The sequence below is a fragment of the Kitasatospora sp. NPDC059722 genome (genome assembly GCF_042733235.1).
Lineage (GTDB): Bacteria > Actinomycetota > Actinomycetes > Streptomycetales > Streptomycetaceae > Kitasatospora.
In genome coordinates, this window is record NZ_JBHWGD010000065.1 from 33,497 (window position 1) to 49,672 (window position 16,176).

A 16,176-nucleotide genomic window follows, 5' to 3' on the forward strand; every position below is an offset into this window, starting at 1 on the left:
CGCCCCGGACCGACATCATGTACCCCCCGGCCCGGGGGCGCGGGGCGGGGGCGTGGGGGGGGGGCACGGTCGTGGCGCGCCACGAGATCGACTACAAGCGGCCGTTGGTGCACCGCCCGGAGCCGGTGACCATCGAGACCTGGGTGACCAAGATCGGTGTCGCCTCGCTGACCGTGGCGTACGAGATCAAGGACACCGCCGAGGACGGCGGCGACATCGTGTACGTCCGCGCCTCCACCGTGGTCGTGCCCTACGACCTGGCCGAGCAGCGCCCGCGCCGGATCTCCGCGGTGGAGCGGCAGTTCCTGTCCCGCTTCGTGGACGAGTCCGTCCCGGCGCAGCAGGGCGAGCTGAAGGCCGAAGCGGCCGTCGCCGTCGCCTGAGCGCAGAACCTGAGCGCAGAACCTGAGCGCAGAAACCTCCTACCGATACCGATGAGAGCCGAACCGCGTTGACCACCACCGACCGCCTCGCGCTGACCGATGCCGGCGAGGCCGCCGACCTGTCCGCCTTCCTGCTGCGCCTGCTGCGCTTCGACAAGGCGGCGGCGGTGCGGTTGCAGGCGGTGGCCCCGGCCGGGGGCGAGGGCGTGCTGGCGGTCTTCGGGCGGCTGCCGCTGGGCGGTTCGGGCGCGCTGGCGATCCGCACCGCGCGGCTGACCGGCCTCGGCGAGCCGGTCGACCGGACCGTCTCGGCGGGCCAACTGCTGGACGCCGTCGACGCGGGGACGGGCGCGGTCGCGCTGCCCGCGCCGGTGACCGGCCCGGCCTGGGCCGGGCTGCTGCCGCCGCGCACCGGCTGGCGTCCGGTCGGGGAGCCGGCGGTGGCCCGGGTGTACCCGGAACTGATGGCCGGCGTGCGGGAGTTCCGCGAGCGCAGCGAGGCCGTCCCGGAGCACCACCGCAGCCGCGCGGTGCTGGACGAACTGGCCGACGAGATCTGGTCCCGCCCGGTGGCGGCGCTGCCGGAGCTGCCGCTGCGGGCGGTCCACGCGGCGTACGTGATCGGCTTCCTGAAGCCGGACGCCCCGCTGACCGTGCACCGGGCCGGCGGCTGGCTGCGGCTGAGCGCCCCGGCCGGGTCGGTGGCGGTCCGCACGGCGGCCGCGCCGGGCGCGGGGCTGGGGCTCAGCCCGCTCAGGTAGGTCCGCTCAGGTAGGTCCGCTCGGGCAGGGCTGCTCGGGCAGGGCTGCTCGGGCAGGTCCGCGCAGGTAGGTCCGCTCGGGCAGGTCCGCTCGGGCAGGGCTGCTCGGGCAGGTCCGCGCAGGTAGGTCCGCTCGGGCAGGGCCGCAGGGGCCGATCAGCCCTCGGTGTTGATCAGCCCTCGGTGTTGATCATCGAGGCGGCGGCGTAGGTGAGGTAGTCCCACAGCTGCTGCTCGTCCTCGGCGGGGAGGGCGAGTTCGTCGACGCCCGCGCGCATGTGCGTGAGCCAGGCGTCGTGGGCCGCGCGGTCGACCTTGAACGGCACGTGCCGCATGCGCAGCCGCGGGTGGCCGCGGTGCTCGCTGTAGGTGCGCGGGCCGCCCCAGTACTGCATGAGGAAGAGGACCAGGCGCTCCTCGGCCGGGCCGAGGTCCGCCTCGGGGTACATCGGGCGCAGCAACTCGTCCTCGGCGACGCCCTGGTAGAACCGGTGGACCAACCGCCGGAAGGTCGGCTCGCCGCCGACCTTGTCGAAGAAGCTCTCCTCGCTGAGCGTGCCACGCCGGATCTCATTCACCCGACCATGGTCGCAGACGCCGACGGGGCCGTACACCGGGACCAAAGGCGTACGACCCCGCGGGGTTGGGCCAGTGCCGTGGCACTGCCGGGGAGTGACGGTCAGACGTCGTCCCACTTGAACAGCTTCGCCGAGATGAGCGTCAGCACGACGGCGAAGCCCAGCAGGATGCCCATGGCGGGCAGCGCGTCCATGACGCCGCCGCCGCGGCTGAGCACGGACCCGGCGGCGTCGACCAGGTGCCGCAGCGGCAGCACCTCGGAGATGGTCTTCAGCCAGCCCGGGGCGTCGTCCATCTTGAAGAAGGAGCCGGAGAGGAACGACATCGGCAGCACGATGATCTGCGAGATGCCGTTGGCCGCCTCCTCGGTCTTGGCGATCGAGCCGGCCAGCAGGCCGATCGACATGAAGGCGATGGTCGCGCAGACCACCAGCGGGATGATCAGCCACCAGTCGCCGCTGAGCTTGAGCCCGAAGTACGGCGTGGTGGCGACGACCAGGAAGATCGCCGTCTGGGCGAGGGCGGTGACCACCGACACCACGACCCGGGAGGCGATGACCGAGAAGGCGCTGACCGGCGCGAGCCGCAGCCGGCGGAGCACCTTCTGCTTGCGCCAGCCGACCAGGGTCAGCGAGGCGCCGAACACGGCGCCGGTGGCGACGGCCCAGCCGAGCAGGCCGGGGGTGAGGAACTGGATCGGCTTGAGCGACTGGTCCTCGACCTGGGTCGCGTCCAGCGAGAACGCCGGCGGCTTGCCGGTGGCCTGCTGGTAGGCGGCCTGGTTGGCCTGCTGGACGATCGCGTTGAGGATGCCCTGGACGGAGCCGGCGCGGACCTGGTCGGCCGCGCTGAAGTGCAGCTCGATCCTGCCGTCCGGGCCCTGCTCGATCAGCGCGTCGAGGTCGCCCTTGCGCACCTTGGTGAGCGCGGCCGCCTCGTCGTCGGTCCTGGTGATCTCCAGGACCTTGTCGAGCTCCGCGCGGCCCTCGCCCTGCACCGAGTCCAGCACCTGCACGGCGCCGACCTGGGCGACCTTGGCGTGCGGGCTGGTGGCGCCCTTGAGCAGGGTGCCGAACAGCAGCAGGAACATCAGCGGGAACAGCATGACGAAGAAGACGGCGCTGCGGTCGCGCTTGAACGACAGCAGCATCGAGCGCGACAGGCTCCAGAAGGCGCTGACCCGCTCGTTGTCCGCGGCGGCGTCGGCCGCACCGCCGCGCTGGGCGGGCACCTTCGGCTCGGTGGACTGGGTGGCGGTCATGCCCGGTACTCCCGTCCGGTCAGCTGGAGGAAGACGTCCTCCAGGGTGGCGCCGCGCACTTCGAGGCCGCGCAGGGCGTTGTGCTCGGCGAGGACGGCCAGGATCGGGGCCGGGAGGCGGGTGGAGAGGGACAGCGTGGTGCCGTCGTCCTCCAGGGAGGCGATGTCGGCGCCGGCCGCGGCGAGCAGGTCGCGCGCCCGGTCGAGGGCGAGCTGGCCGGACTCGACGCTGATCCGGACGGTGTCGTCGATCTCGCGGATCAGTGCCGCGGGGGCGCCGGTGTGCAGGATCTTGCCGTGGTCCATGATCGAGACCCGGTCGCAGAGGATCTCGGCCTCGTCCAGGTAGTGGGTGGTCAGGACGACGGTGCGGCCCTCGCGGTTGATGTCCCGCAGGAGGTCCCAGAGGTTGCGCCGGGCCTGCGGGTCGAGGCCGGTGGTGGGCTCGTCGAGGAAGACGAGCTCCGGGTCGTGGGCGAGCGCGCAGGCGATGGACAGGCGCTGGGCCTGGCCGCCGGACATCTGCTCGGTCATCACCCCGGCCTTGTCGGCGAGGCCGACCCGCTCCAGCATCGCGTCGGCCCGCTTGGGGCCGACCCCGTAGAACGACGCGAAGGTGCGGATGGTCTCCCGGGCGGTGAGCTTGCGGAAGAAGGCGGAGGCCTGGAACTGCACGCCGATGCGCGGCAGCAGCTGCGGGTTGCGCGGCCAGGGGGCCATCCCCAGCAGCTCGATCCGGCCCTCGTCGGGCTTGCGGATCCCTTCCAGGATCTCCAGCGTGGTGGTCTTCCCGGCGCCGTTGGGCCCCAGGATTCCGTAGAATTCGCCGGCTTCGACCGTGAGTGACACCCCGTCGACAGCCTGCACGTCCCCGTACCGCTGACGGATGCCGTCAGCGGATATAGCTGCAGTCATGAGCCCAGAGCGTAGGGCTTTCGTCTGAAAATATGCACATCGGCGACCAGAGATTTGTGCATTGTTTGAGGAACCGGGAAAACGCAGGGCCGGGCGAATGTTGTCATCCGCCCGGCCCTGTTGACCGTTGGTCAGGCGCGGTGCACGGTGATGGTCGTCCAGGCGCCGATGTGGATCCGGTCACCGTCGTTCAGCGGCACGGCGACGTGCGGCGCGATCGGCTCGGAGCCGCCGTTCACCGTCGTGCCGTTGGTCGAGTCCTGGTCGACCAGCACCCAGCTGCCGTCCGCCTGCTCGGCGAGCAGCGCGTGCTGGTGCGAGGCGCCCGGGTCCTCCGGCGGCACCGACAGGTCGATCTCCGGGACGGTGCCGCGGTGCTGGCTGCGCCGGCCGATCCGCAGCTGGCCGCGGCCGGTCAGCGGGACGCGCCGCTCGGGGCAGTACGGCGGGAAGAACAGGCCGGCCGCCTCGGGGCCGCTGCGGGCCATCATCTCGGTGAAGTACTCGCGGTCGGCCGCGACGACGGCGATCCAGTTGGTCCGCACCGGCTGCGGCGGGACGGCGGCGTGCTGCTGCGGATCCGGCTGCGCCGGCATCGGCGGGGCCAGGTTGAACGACGTGCCGAAGTCGCGGTTGCCCGGGTCGGCGTAGACCGGGCCGGAGTCCTCGCGCACCGGGGCCTCCGGGAAGGCGGCCTCGGGGTAGCCGTTCTCGGGCGGAGGGTAGCTGTAGGTGTGCGGCTGCACGGGCGGCTGCGGCTGCGACGGCATCGGCTGGGCCGGCATCGGCTGGGCCGGCATGGGCTGGGCCGGGGCGTGCTGGTGGACGGGCGGCTGCACCGGGGCCGGTGCCGGGCCGCCGTACGCCGCCGGGATGTTCAGCGGCGCGGGCGCCTGCGCGGGCGGGGGCACCGGGGCGTGCCCGGCCGGGGCCTGCCGGCGCGAGGGGGTGGACAGGTCGTAGTCGTACCCGCACTCCTCGCAGAACCGGCCGGTCTGCGGGCTGCGGCAGATCGGGCAGACCGTCAGGCCCTCGGTCAGGCCCTGCGGCGCCGGGGCGGGCGGGGGCGGCGGCACCGCGCCCGGCGGCATCGGCGGCATCGGCGCCCCGTACGGTGCACCCCCGTGCCCCGGGTGCCCGGCGGGTGCGCCGGGCACGGGTGCGGCTCCGTACGCCCCCGGGTGGGCTCCGGGCGGGGCCGGGGGCGGCGGAGTCATCGGAAAGCCGCAGAAGTCGCACCAGTCCTCGGCCTGCGACTCATGGCCCCTCGGGCAGATCGGCATCAGGTCCCCCTCAGTTCGTGCCGGCTTGGGGCGGCGGTCGCGCCGGGCGGCGGCCCGGTCACGTCTTCAGCGGTAGCGGTCACTTCTTCACACGTACGGTCTTCGTCGACCGAGTCTCGAGGGTCATCGAGTCGGCCTCGCTCACGTTCTTACGGAACCGAACCGTACCCTCCTTGGCGTCGACGACGTCCACCACCTTCTGGAGCAGCTTGTAGGTGCCCTCGTTGCCGGTCGCGTGGGCGATCCGGACGGCGGCGCCGAGCTTGGCGGTCGCGGTGTCGACGTCCCCGGCGCGGTGCGCCTCCAGGCCCTCCTGGATGGAGGAGGCGAGCTCGGCCTGGCCGGTGTAGTGGGCGACCTGCGGGCTGATCCGGGTGGAGGAGGCGAGGTCGTCCGTCCAGACGGCCTTGACCAGGCCCTGGGAGAGCACCTCGGGGGTGCCGCCGGCGGCCTGCGGGGGCAGCACGAGGCTGACCCGGGCGGCGAGCATCTCGTTGCCGACCGAGGCGGCCGGGACCTCGACGCACACGTGGTAGTCGCGGCTCTCGTCGCCCCAGGAGCCGGTCGGGTAGTCGCCGGCCCGCGGCCCGGCCTCGGCGCGCCGGGCGGTGAGGTCCTCGACGCTCGGGGCGACCTGCTTGACGAACTTGACCGAGGCGTTGGCCGGGGTCCAGATCCGCAGCGCGACGTCGGCGACCTGCTTGCCCATGGCGCCGGCCATCATCGAGCGGAAGTCGTCGGCGAGGCCGCCCGGTTCGGCGACGATGTCGACGGTGCCGAGCAGCGCGGAGGAGATCGTGCGCAGCTCGTCGATCCGCCAGTCGGTGCCGACGCCGCGGCAGTCGGCGGTGAAGTGGCCGGTGACGCGCTCGATGTTGCGGGCGAGGTCCTGCGCCGACTCGTGCTCGTTGTTGCCGTCGGTGAGCAGGATGGCGTGCCGGATGGAGATGTCGCGGCGGGTCAGGAAGAGCTTGTCGGCCTTGGCGAGCCAGGTGCCCATGGCGGTGCCGCCGGCCGCGGTGAGGCGGCGCAGGGACTCCTTGGCGTGTTCGCGGGTGGTGGCGGAGGCGGTGGCGAGGGTGCCGTCGCCGGGGTAGATGTCGCGGGCCTCGTGGGTGCCGGCGACGACCGCGAAGGCGGTGCCGTCGCGCAGGGCGTCGATGGCGGCGGCGGTGGCCTCGCGGGCGCCGTTGATCTTGCTCTTGGGGTAGTCCATCGAGCCGGAGCAGTCGACCAGGATGACCACGGCGGCGGTGCCGGCGGCCCCCTGCGTCCCGGCGTCGGCGACGCCGAGCGGGCGGCCGCCGGTGGTGCCGCCGCCGGTCGCGGTGACGGTGACGATGGCGTTGACCTCGCGGGCACCGTCGGCGAGGAACTCGTTCTGGAAGATGTCCACGTCGAACCTGGGCAGGTTCGGCTTAGCCAGTGTTGCCATGGGCCGGTGGCTCCCGTCGGGATGAAGGGTTGATGCGGGATCGGTCGGTGCACCCGCCCGGCGCTCGGGCCGGGCGGGGCGGGCGGGACGGACCGTCGGGACGTCAGGCGGTCGGCGGGTGCGGCGGCTGCGGCGGGACGGGCGGCACCCCGGGGGCGCCCGGCGGGCCGGCCGGCGGCGCGGGCGGTGCCGGCGGGGCGGACGGTGCCGGCGGGACCTGCGGCGGCAGCGGGGCGGCCGGGGAGCCGATCACCGGGAGGTCCGGCAGCGTCGGTTCGTAGTCCGGGTCGTCCTCCGGGTCCGGCCGCGCCCCGGCCGGGGTGATCACCGGCAGGTCGAGGGCGGTCGGGGTCTGCTCGACCTCCTCGGGGTCGGGCCGGGCGGGCGGGTCGATCGGCAGGACGGCGACGGTGATGTTGTCGTGGCCGCCGGCCGCGACCGCGAACCTGACCAGGGCCTGGGCCGCCGCGAGCGGTTCGGTCCGGGCGTCCGGCCGGACGTAGTAGGCGAGGTCGGTGGCGGCCTCGGCGTAGTTCCACAGGCCGTCGGTGCAGACCAGCAGCACCCCGGGGACGTGCGGGGTGAAGTCCAGCGTGTGCGGGACGACCTCCTCGGCGTCGGCGCCGAGCCAGCCGGTGATCGCGTGGGCGCGCGGGTCGGCGTAGGCCTCGGCCTCGCCCATGAGGCCGGCCTCGACCATCCGGGCCGCCCAGGAGTCGTCCTGGGTGAGCCGGAAGGGCTCGGCGGCGGCCCGGTCGTCCGGGATCCAGTAGGCGCGGGTGTCGCCGACCCAGCCGATGGTGACCCGGCCGCCGGCCGCGATGGCGCTGACGTAGGTGCAGGCGGGCGCGTTGAGGTCGGGCCGGGCGGGCCCGGCGCCGGCCCCGGCGAGGTCGGCGACGGCCTTGGCGGCGTCGGCGATGGCCCGGCGCATCGCGGCGTCCGGGTCGGTGCCGGCCTCCAGGGCGCTGAGCAGCGACTCGGAGGCGGCGTCGACGGCGGTCTCGGAGGCCTGGTCCGGGCGGTCCGAGGAGGAGACGCCGTCGCACACGACGGCGACGACGACGGGCTCGCCGCCGGGCAGCGAGGTCGCGGCGACGGTGAAGGAGTCCTCGTTGCGGTGGTGGCGCACGCCGCGGTCGCTGACCCCGGCGACGCCCGCGAGGGCCTTCTCCATGTGGTCGCGCGGGCGCGGCTGGGCGCCGCCGCAGGCCTCGCAGTAGCCGTCGGCGCCGACCTGCGGCAGGCCGCAGTGGACGCAGACCGGCCCGTGCTGCTGCGCGGGGACGGACTCGGCGCGGGGGGAGGCCCAGCCCGCGGGCATCGCGCCCGGGGCGGGCCGGCTGTCCCGGCCGGTCCCGCAGGCGCCGCAGAAGGCGTCCTCCGGGGCCAGCGGTTCGGAACAGCTCGGGCACACGGTCTGCTGCGGCATCGGTTACACCCACGTCCTGGGGCGGGCGCGGTTGGCCCGTTCCACCATCTCGATCCTGGTCTCGGCCCGGTCTGCCAACCGGGCGAGTACCCGGTAGGACTGTTCCAGGGCGAAGCGCAGTTCCCGCTCGTCGGCGGGTCGTCCCAGCACCGTCGGCCGTCCGCCCTGGCCGGCCCCGGCGGAGCCGGCGGTGACCCAGCCGAGGGCGGCCTGGAGCACCTCGACGGACAGTTCCTCGCGCCGCCGGTCGTCCAGCCGCAGGGCCGTCAGCTGGTCGGAGCCGGCCGCGAGGTCGGCGCCGATCGGCTCGGTCGCGGCGCGCTCGCGCAGCCGGGCGCGGACGGCGGCGATGCGGGCGGCGGTGTACTGGCTGGAGGTGGCCGGGACGGACTCCAGGACGCGGACGGCGTCCGGCCGCATCCCGTCGTCGAGGCGGACCCGGGCGAGGCCGAAGGCGGCGCTGAGGTAGGACTGGTCGGTGGTCCAGACGAGCCGGTAGAACTCGGCCGCGTCGCCGCCGTCGCCGAGCAGTTCGGCGCAGATGGCGAGGGCCAGCTTGGGGGCGCTCTCGCCGGGGAAGGCGTCGTAGACCGCGTCGAAGGCCTCGGCGGCGGCCCGCAGGGAGGCCTCGTCCGGCGCGCCCGCGCTCGCGTCGGCTCCGGCGGTGGCGCCGACGAGGGCGGTGAGGCCGCGGTACCAGACGACCCGCCAGTCGTCGGAGTGGTCCTGCTCCAGGGTCGCGAGCGCGGCCAGGGCCTCGCTGTGGCGGCCGAGTTCGAGCAGGGCGCGCAGTTCGCGCAGGCGGCGTTCGGCGGAGTCGGCGGGGGCGCCGGCCAGTGCGGCGAGCGCCTCCTGGGGGTCGGTGGCGAGCAGGGTCGCGAGGAAGCCCGCGTTGGGGTCGCCGGGGTCGACCCGGGGGACGGGCAGCGCGAGGGCGGCGGCCGCCGGGTCGAGCTCGGCCACCCTGAGCTGTCCGGTCTGCTCGGTGGGCAGCACCAGCTCGGTGTCGACGACGCGCAGTTCGGGCCCGAACAGGGTGGAGAGCGCGGGCCGGGCCCGGCCGTCCTGGAGGGCCAGGACCTCCCGCAGCACGCCGGTGAGCTGGTCGGCCATCTCCTCCGCGGAGGCGAAGCGGCGGGCCGGGTCGGGGTCGGTGGCGCGGACCAGGAAGCGGTAGTACGACTCGTACGTCGCGAAGACCTCGACGTCCTCGGGGCCGGGCAGCGTGTCGCGGTAGGTGGTGCTGTAGCCCTGGAAGTCGAAGGTGAGCACCGCGAGGGTGCGGGCGACGGTGTAGAGGTCGGAGGCGGGGGAGGGGCCGAGGCTCGCGATCTCGGGGGCCTGGTAGCCGACGGTGCCGTAGATCGGGCCGTCGTGGTCGAGGCGGCAGACCGCGCCCATGTCGATGATCTTGAGCGCGTCGCCGCTCTGGATCACGTTGTCGATCTTGAAGTCGCAGTAGATCAGGCCCCGGGCGTGCAGGTACCCGAGCGCCGGCAGCGCCTCCAGCGCGTACGCGATCCCCACCTCGACGGGCAGCGGCTCGCGCCGGCCGTCCGCGGTGCGGCGGTCGTTGGCGATGTCCTTGAGCGACTTGCCGCCGACGTACTCCATGACGATGTAGCCGTCGGTGGAGCCGGAGCCGATGTCCAGGTGCTCGGCGAAGTTGATGATCCGGACGATGTTCGGGTGGTCCACCTCGGCGAGGAAGCGCCGCTCGGCGACGGCCGCGGCCAGCGCGTCCTCGTCGCCGGTGTTCAGCAGGCCCTTGAGGACGACCCACTTGTCGTTGACCCGGCGGTCCACCGCGAGGTAGATCCAGCCGAGGCCGCCGTGCGCCAGGCAGCCCACGACCTCGTACTGGCCGCCGACGAGGTCCCCGCGGCGCAGCTTGGGCGTGAACGAGTACGGCGTGCCGCACTTGGTGCAGAAGCCGTCCGGGCGGCCCGGGCGGCCGTCCTTCTCCCGGCCCACCGGGGCCTCGCACTTGGCGCAGAAGCGCTTGCGCTCGGGCACCTCGGGGTTCTCCAGCACCGCGAGGGACGGGTCGGCCGTCTCCACGGTCGGGACGGTCACCAGGCCGGCGCCGAGCCGGCTGCGGGTGCCCGCGCTGACGCTGCCGCGGGTGCTGCGCACCGAGACGGAGCGGCTGCTGCCGGTGCGGGTCGAGCGGTGCGAGCGGGAGCGGCCGGACATCGAGCGGGCGGAGCCGGTGCGGGCCGAGCGGACGGAGTTGCCGGTGTCCGGGGCGACCCGGGCCGAGGGCACGTACGGCTGGGTGGTGCCGGTCTCGCCGCCGGGCGCGGTGAGGCCGCACTCGTCGCAGTAGCCGTCCGCGTCGATCGTGCCGGAGCAGTCGCGCGGGCAGGGGGCGCCGGGGCCCGCCGCCGCCTTCGGGGGCGCGGCGGCCTTCGCGGAGGTGGTGCCGGCCACCGGGGCCAGCCCGCACTCGTCGCAGTAGCCGTCGGCGTCGATCGTCCCGTTGCCGGTGCAATCCGGCCGTGTGCACGCCTCGCCCATCAACCTCAGCCCCCCTGTACCTGTCCGTCGACCGGCGTCTGGCCGGCCTCCTCGTGTGCGGACTCGGCGTGCGCCGGCCGCAGCGACTGCTGGAAGCGGGCCACCGCGGCGGCCGCCGCCCGCAGGTCGCAGGGCGCGCTCCACAGCAGCCAGCGCGCCTTCTCGTACCGCTCGATCACTTCCGGGTCCTCGGACACCCGCAGCCGGGCGGCCATCGCCTTGTAGGCGTCCAGCCGGCCGCGCAGTTCCGCCCGCACGGCGAGCGGCTGGGTGACCTCGGTCAGCGACTGGCGGGCGCGGGCCAGCTCCTTGGCGGCCGCGTCCTCCAGCGCGTCCAGCAGCGGCGCCAGCCGGCCCCACTGCCCGGCCTGCCGCAACTCCAGTGCCACGACGATCCGTTCGCGCAGCGCCGAGGCCGGGCCCGGTACCGCGGGGACGTCGCTGGCGGCTATCTTCGCCAGCACCTCGCCGCGCGCCCGGCGGGCCTCGCCGAGCGTCGCGTCGGCCCGCTGGAGCAGGTCGCCGACGCCCTGGAGGCGCTCCTCGGCGTCGTCGCGCAGCCGCAGCAGGTTCTCCAGCTCCAGCCGCACGCCGTCCAGCGCCCGCCCGGCCCGGTCGAAGCGCTCGGTGTCCACCACCCCGGACGGGGAGGCGAACGCGCCGCCCTCCGGCACGGTGCCGCGCTGGGCGGGCACCCGGGCCGGGCGCCACAGCGCGAGCGGGTCGCCGCGCACCTCGGTGCGCAGGGCCGTCAGGTCGGCTTCCAGTCCGGCCAGGTCGTCGCCCAGCGGGTGGGTGGCGGCGTGGACGCCGAGCGAGGCGGCGAGCGTGCGCACCCGGTGCAGTTCGGCGAGCAGCAGGTCGATCCTGGCCGGCAGCGCGGACCACACCGCGTCGGCGGCGCTGACCACCTCCAGGACGGTGGCGTACCAGGAGTTCATCCTGGCCATCAGCGCGTCCAGGCTGACCCGCTCGACCAGCTTGGCGGGTGCGCCGAGCAGCTGCGGCCCGTCCGGCAGCGCGCCGCCCGGGACGGTCACCGCGTCCCCGGTCAACAGCTCGCTCAGCTCGGCGAGTTCGGCCGAGCCCGGCTTGGCCTTGCGGGCCCGCACGGCGCGCGCGGAGGCGAGCGCCTCGGAGTACCGGTCGAACAGCGCCCACAGCAGCGGCAGGCCCTTCCCGGCGACGGCCCAGCGCTCCTGCGTCCGCCCGGACAGCTCGGCGCCGTCCAGCAGCCGCAGGCCCGGGTGGTCCTGCAGGGCCAGCAGCGCCGACTCGACCGCGTCGCGCTCTGCGCCGAGGCGCGCGAGCGCGCGGTCCACCTCCTCCCGGTTCAGTACCGGGCCAGCAGATGCCACCGCCGTCCATCCTTCCTTCACCGACCCGGCCCTGACGGGCTGCGGATCTCCCCGTGCACGACGGGTCTCCCCGTGGTGATCGTCCCGAACCCTAGCCGGTGCTCCTTCGGGCGGAGCGGGCGCGGGGCGTCAAGACGGCGTCAACGGCCCGCGTGCGGGCCGTGGCCGCCCGGCGGCCCTCCGGAGGGCCGCCGGAGGGCCGTCGGCGGCCGTTCCTAGTGGGCCGTCGCGCCGGGCCAGTAGTGGTCGGCGTCGTTGAGCATGTACGGCTTGAGCCACCGCTCGTACGAGCTGCGCCAGGCGCCGCTCGCGTAGTAGTCGGCCAGCACCTGGTTGACCCGCGCGGTGAGATCGGGGCTGCTCTTGAGCATCGCGACGCCGATGACCTCGGGCTGCGCCTCGCCGTCCACGATCCGCACGGTCTGGTCCTGGGCGGCCTGGCCGGCCGCGAGGCCGTCGTCGGTCATCGTGGCGTCGACCTTGCCGAGCTGCATGAGGACCAGGCAGTCCAGCTGGTTCTCCACCGGGACGACCTGCTTGGCGGTCTTCTTGACGTCCTTCAGCACCGTCGCGGCCGTGGAGCCGTTGGCGGCGCACACGGTCTTGCCGGTGATCGCGTCGTCGAGGTTCTTCGCCGGGGACGACCGGGGCACCAGCACCCGCTGGGTGATGTTGAAGTACGGCTTGGAGAAGGCCACCTGCTCCATCCGCTGGCAGTTGATCGTCATGGTGCGGACGATCAGGTCGACCCGGCCCTTCTGGATGGCGTCGACCCGGTCGGCCGTCGCCACCGGCTTGAGGACGACCCTGTTCGGGTCGCCCATGATCGCCGCACCGATCGCGCGGGCGAGGTCGATGTCGAAGCCCTCGATCTGGCCGGTGTTCGGGTTGCGGGCGCCCCAGCGGAAGCTGTTCTGGTCCACGCCGATCACCAGGCTGCGCTTGGCCTTGACGGCCTTCACCGCCGGGCCGTCCTCGGTGCTCGGCGGGACGCTGCCGTAGATGTCGCAGGGCCCGGCCTGCGCGGCCTGTGGTGCCGGCGGCGACAGCGGTGCCGCCTCCGCCGCCAGCGGTGCGGCGCCGGACGGGCCGCCCCCGCCGAGCACGGCCGCGCAGGACGCCAGCAGCGCCAGCGCCGTCACCGTGCGGGTCCGTACGGTCCCCTTGCGCATGTGTCCGTCCCCCCTCTACCGGTACTCGGCCAGTCGGCGGCCGAGGCCGCGCAGCGCCGCCACCGCGGCCAGCAGGCCGAGGACGGCGGCCGCGGCGGCGGTGGTGCGCAGGTCGCCGTCGGTGCCGTCGGCGGCCTTGTGGAACTCCTGCTGCTCGGTGTCGGCGGCCTTCGCGAGCTGTAGGTCGGTCGCGTTGAACGCGGCGTCGGCGGTCCCCGGCGCCTTCGCCGGGTCGGCCGTCACCGTCGCGTCCAGGGCGCCCTGGTAGTCCGCGTCGTCGGTCTCCAGCTTCTTCGCCGTGTCGTGCCGGGAGGACCACGAGTCGAACTGCTGGGCCGCCTCGCCGACGGTGTCCCGGGCGGACGCCGGCGCCAGCCGGAACGCCTCCGGCAGCGAGCCGGGCCGGGACTCCTCCGGGGTGCCCGCGGGCACGGCCTGCGCCAGGTGCGTCGTCGTCGCGGACCACAGCTCCGCGTACTTGGTGGTCGAACCGCGGGCGACGTAGTGCAGGTTCTCCGCCAGGCGGGCCGTCAGCACGTCCACCCGCGCGGTGTTGAGGGCGCGCAGCGGGGTGGCGCCGAGGCGGTCGCTGTCGTCCAGGGAGGAGCTCGTGGTGGCGCCGGTGACGGCGAGCCAGAGCGCGCCGGAGAGGACGGCGGCGGTGGCGCCCAGCAGGCCGACGTTGAACACCCGGTTGGTGCGGCGGAACAGCACCACCTGCACCCAGACCAGGGCGCCGAGGGTGAGCACCCCGAGCGCGTACCCGGCCCAGGGGGCGGACTTCGCCTCCTCGTAGTCGTTCGAGAGCTCCTTGTTCTCGAACGCCGTCAGCTCGGCGGCGGCCGGCAGCAGCACGTTGCGCATCTGGTCCGAGGCGTAGCGCAGGTAGGCGCCGCCGAGCGGGAAGCCCTGCCGGTTGTCCGCCCGCGCGCTCTCCACCAGGCCCGCGTAGACGGGCAGTTGCTGGTTCAGTCGGGCCAGCGAGCCCTGCGCGGGGGAGGAGGACGTCGTCCGGGCGGCGGCCTCGGCGATCAGCCGGGCGGCCGTCGAGAGGTCCTGCTCGTAGCGGTCCCGGACGGCCTTCGGCTCGGTGCCCGCGAGCAGGAAGCCGGTGGCCGCGGTGGTGTCCGCGTCCGCGAGCGAACGGTGGATGTCCGCCGCCGCCTGGCTCAGCGGCTGGCTGTACGACACCACCCGCTCGGCCGCCTGCGCCCGGCTCTCCAGCTGCCACGCGCTCAGCCCCCCGAACGCCACGGTCAGCACCGCCAGCACCGCCCCGGCCAGCCGCAGCCGGCCCGGCGCGGTCCGCGCGGCGCGCGCCAGCCGGGCCTTCACGCCGGACGGCGACAGCGCCGACGGCCGCCGCTCCGCCGGCACTCCGCCGGGCCGCGGCGCCGGGGCGCCCGCCCGGCCCGGTGCCGCCGGCGGACGGTTCGGCCGTGCCGGAACCACGGCGCCCGCCGCGCCGCTACCTCTTGGTGTCGCCACCCGCCTCATCCTCCCCTGGGGCCCGGCCCGTCCTCCGGTGCCCGGCCGATGCCAGCAGTATGGCCGTGACTCCCCCCGGCCACACCCGAGTTGCGCCGATCTTGAGCTTCGCCGTGCACGATTGGGGCCCGCCGCCTCCGCGAATTCTTCATACGTATTCCCGTACGGACCCCTCGGGCGGAGGCGGGCGGCGACCGCTGCGACGCGGATCGGGGCCCGCGCGGTTCCCGGACGCCCGGTCCGGGAGCCCCGGCCCGTACGTCGTCCGGCCGTCGCCGCCGGGGCTCCCGCGCCCCTGCTCCGTACGATGGGGCCATGCGCCTGCTTGGAACGATCGCCCCCGACCGCCCGCTGCTCGTCGTCGCCGTCCGCGAGGAGGCCGCCCACCTGGACGACCGGCTGCCCGTGCTGCTCACCGGGATAGGGAAGGTCAACGCCGCCGCGGCGCTCGCCACCGTCCTCGCCCGGGGCGAGAAGCCCTCCGAGGTGATCAACCTCGGCACGGCCGGCGCGCTGCGCCCCGGCTGGGAGGGCACCCACCACGTCACCCAGGTGATCCAGCACGACCTCGACTCGCCCGCCCTGCTGGCCCTCACCGGCCGCAGCTACGGTGCGCCGCTCGTGGTCGGCAAGGGCGAGGGCCCGGTCCTCGCCACCGGCGACCTCTTCGTCTCCGACCCGGCCGCCCGCGACCGCCTCGCCGAGCACGCCGACCTCGTCGACATGGAGGGCTACGCGGTCGCCACCGTCGCCCACCGGGCCGGCCTGCCGGTGCGCCTGGTCAAGCACGTGAGCGACGAGGCCGGCGAGGGGGCCGTCCGCTCGTGGCAGGAGTCGGTCGACGACTGCGCCCGGCACCTCGCGGAGTGGGTCGCGGCGCAGGGCTGGTGACGGCAGCAGTGACGGTGACGGGAGCGGGGACGGCGCAGGGCTGGTGACGGTGTTTCGGGTCTGACTAGGGTGGCGCGGTGACCGAGAACACCGCGCCCTCCCCGCGCCCCGACGTCCGCCCGCCCGGCGTCAACGCCGACGAGCCGACCACGCTGCTCACCTTCCTCGACTACCTGCGCGAGGCGGTGATCGCCAAGCTCGCCGGGCTGCCGGACGACGACGCCCGCCGCCCCGGGGTCGCCTCCGGGACGAGCCTGCTCTGGCTGGTCCGCCACCTCGCGGTGGTCGAGCACAACTGGTTCGAGTGGGCCTACCGGGGCGTCGGCGAGCAGCCGCTGGAAACGGACGAAGTCCCGCTCGGCGACGTGACGGTGGCCGACGAGATCGCCGCCTACCGGGCCGCGATCGCCCGGTCGAACGCCGTCGCCGCACAGGTCGGCGCCGACCTCGACCGGCCGGGCGCGCGCTCCCTGCGGCCGGACGGCGAGGCGCCGTCGCTGCGCTGGGTGCTCGTCCACATGATCGAGGAGACCGGCCGGCACGCCGGGCACGCGGACATCATCCGCGAGCAGCTGGACGGCGCGACCGGGCGCTGAGGCGGGGGGGGGGGGGGGGGGGGGCGGGGCCCCCCCCCCCCCCGGATGGGTATTGCTGCCGGGGGCAGGGGGGGGGCGCCCGCGGCGGGGAGGGACGCACGCCG

Annotated in this window: 13 protein-coding genes and 1 pseudogene; 4 read left to right on the forward strand and 10 right to left on the reverse strand. The window is 74.9% G+C overall.

The features are described 5' to 3' along the window. Both ACFV4F_RS31780 and ACFV4F_RS31785 read left to right on the forward strand, forming a co-directional pair. A pseudogene (locus tag ACFV4F_RS31780) lies at positions 1-383 on the forward strand (acyl-CoA thioesterase); the annotation flags it as partial. 68 nt (positions 384-451) lie between these two features. Beyond that, complete coding sequence (locus ACFV4F_RS31785; protein ID WP_380436694.1) at positions 452-1,144, forward strand: hypothetical protein; 693 nt, start codon at positions 452-454, stop codon at positions 1,142-1,144. A 172-nt stretch (positions 1,145-1,316) separates the two neighbouring features. On the opposite strand, the gene ACFV4F_RS31790 is transcribed toward ACFV4F_RS31785, so the two are convergent. The 10 genes from ACFV4F_RS31790 to ACFV4F_RS31835 form a co-directional block, all read right to left on the reverse strand. After that, complete coding sequence (locus ACFV4F_RS31790) at positions 1,317-1,721, reverse strand: globin (RefSeq protein ID WP_380436696.1); 405 nt, start codon at positions 1,719-1,721, stop codon at positions 1,317-1,319. A 101-nt stretch (positions 1,722-1,822) separates the two neighbouring features. Continuing rightward, complete coding sequence (locus ACFV4F_RS31795) at positions 1,823-2,983, reverse strand: ABC transporter permease (protein ID WP_380436698.1); 1,161 nt, start codon at positions 2,981-2,983, stop codon at positions 1,823-1,825. Then, a complete protein-coding gene (locus tag ACFV4F_RS31800) occupies positions 2,980-3,897 on the reverse strand; it encodes an ABC transporter ATP-binding protein (RefSeq protein WP_380499428.1) in 918 nt (305 codons plus the stop codon). Before ACFV4F_RS31800 ends, ACFV4F_RS31795 begins: the two co-directional genes overlap by 4 nt. A 131-nt stretch (positions 3,898-4,028) precedes the next feature. Then, positions 4,029-4,997 (reverse strand): FHA domain-containing protein, encoded by a 969-nt coding sequence (locus ACFV4F_RS31805; protein ID WP_380507648.1) that lies wholly within the window; start codon positions 4,995-4,997, stop codon positions 4,029-4,031. A 262-nt stretch (positions 4,998-5,259) separates the two neighbouring features. Further along, a complete protein-coding gene (locus ACFV4F_RS31810) occupies positions 5,260-6,615 on the reverse strand; it encodes a VWA domain-containing protein (protein ID WP_380436703.1) in 1,356 nt (451 codons plus the stop codon). 103 nt (positions 6,616-6,718) lie between these two features. Beyond that, a complete protein-coding gene (locus ACFV4F_RS31815; RefSeq protein WP_380499430.1) occupies positions 6,719-8,047 on the reverse strand; it encodes a protein phosphatase 2C domain-containing protein in 1,329 nt (442 codons plus the stop codon). A gap of 3 nt (positions 8,048-8,050) precedes the next feature. Then, on the reverse strand, positions 8,051-10,567 hold the full coding sequence (locus ACFV4F_RS31820; RefSeq protein WP_380507652.1) for a tetratricopeptide repeat protein: 2,517 nt from the start codon (positions 10,565-10,567) through the stop codon (positions 8,051-8,053). 5 nt (positions 10,568-10,572) lie between these two features. Beyond that, the gene (locus tag ACFV4F_RS31825; protein ID WP_380448849.1) at positions 10,573-11,925 is read right to left on the reverse strand and encodes a hypothetical protein; all 1,353 of its coding nucleotides are present in this window, start codon (positions 11,923-11,925) and stop codon (positions 10,573-10,575) included. A 215-nt stretch (positions 11,926-12,140) separates the two neighbouring features. After that, a complete protein-coding gene (locus ACFV4F_RS31830) occupies positions 12,141-13,097 on the reverse strand; it encodes a glutamate ABC transporter substrate-binding protein (RefSeq protein ID WP_380448852.1) in 957 nt (318 codons plus the stop codon). Positions 13,098-13,112: 15 nt separating this feature from the next. Beyond that, positions 13,113-14,474 carry a hypothetical protein gene (locus ACFV4F_RS31835; RefSeq protein ID WP_380507654.1) on the reverse strand — a complete coding sequence of 454 codons (1,362 nt, stop codon included), beginning with the start codon at positions 14,472-14,474 and terminating at the stop codon, positions 13,113-13,115. Between the two features lie 426 nt (positions 14,475-14,900). On the opposite strand from ACFV4F_RS31835, the gene ACFV4F_RS31840 reads away from it, so the two are divergent. Further along, positions 14,901-15,476 (forward strand): nucleosidase, encoded by a 576-nt coding sequence (locus ACFV4F_RS31840; protein ID WP_380441879.1) that lies wholly within the window; start codon positions 14,901-14,903, stop codon positions 15,474-15,476. Between the two features lie 77 nt (positions 15,477-15,553). After that, positions 15,554-16,072: a DinB family protein gene (locus tag ACFV4F_RS31845; RefSeq protein ID WP_380507657.1), complete on the forward strand. Its 519-nt coding sequence runs from the start codon at positions 15,554-15,556 to the stop codon at positions 16,070-16,072. Positions 16,073-16,176: the final 104 nt, after the last annotated feature.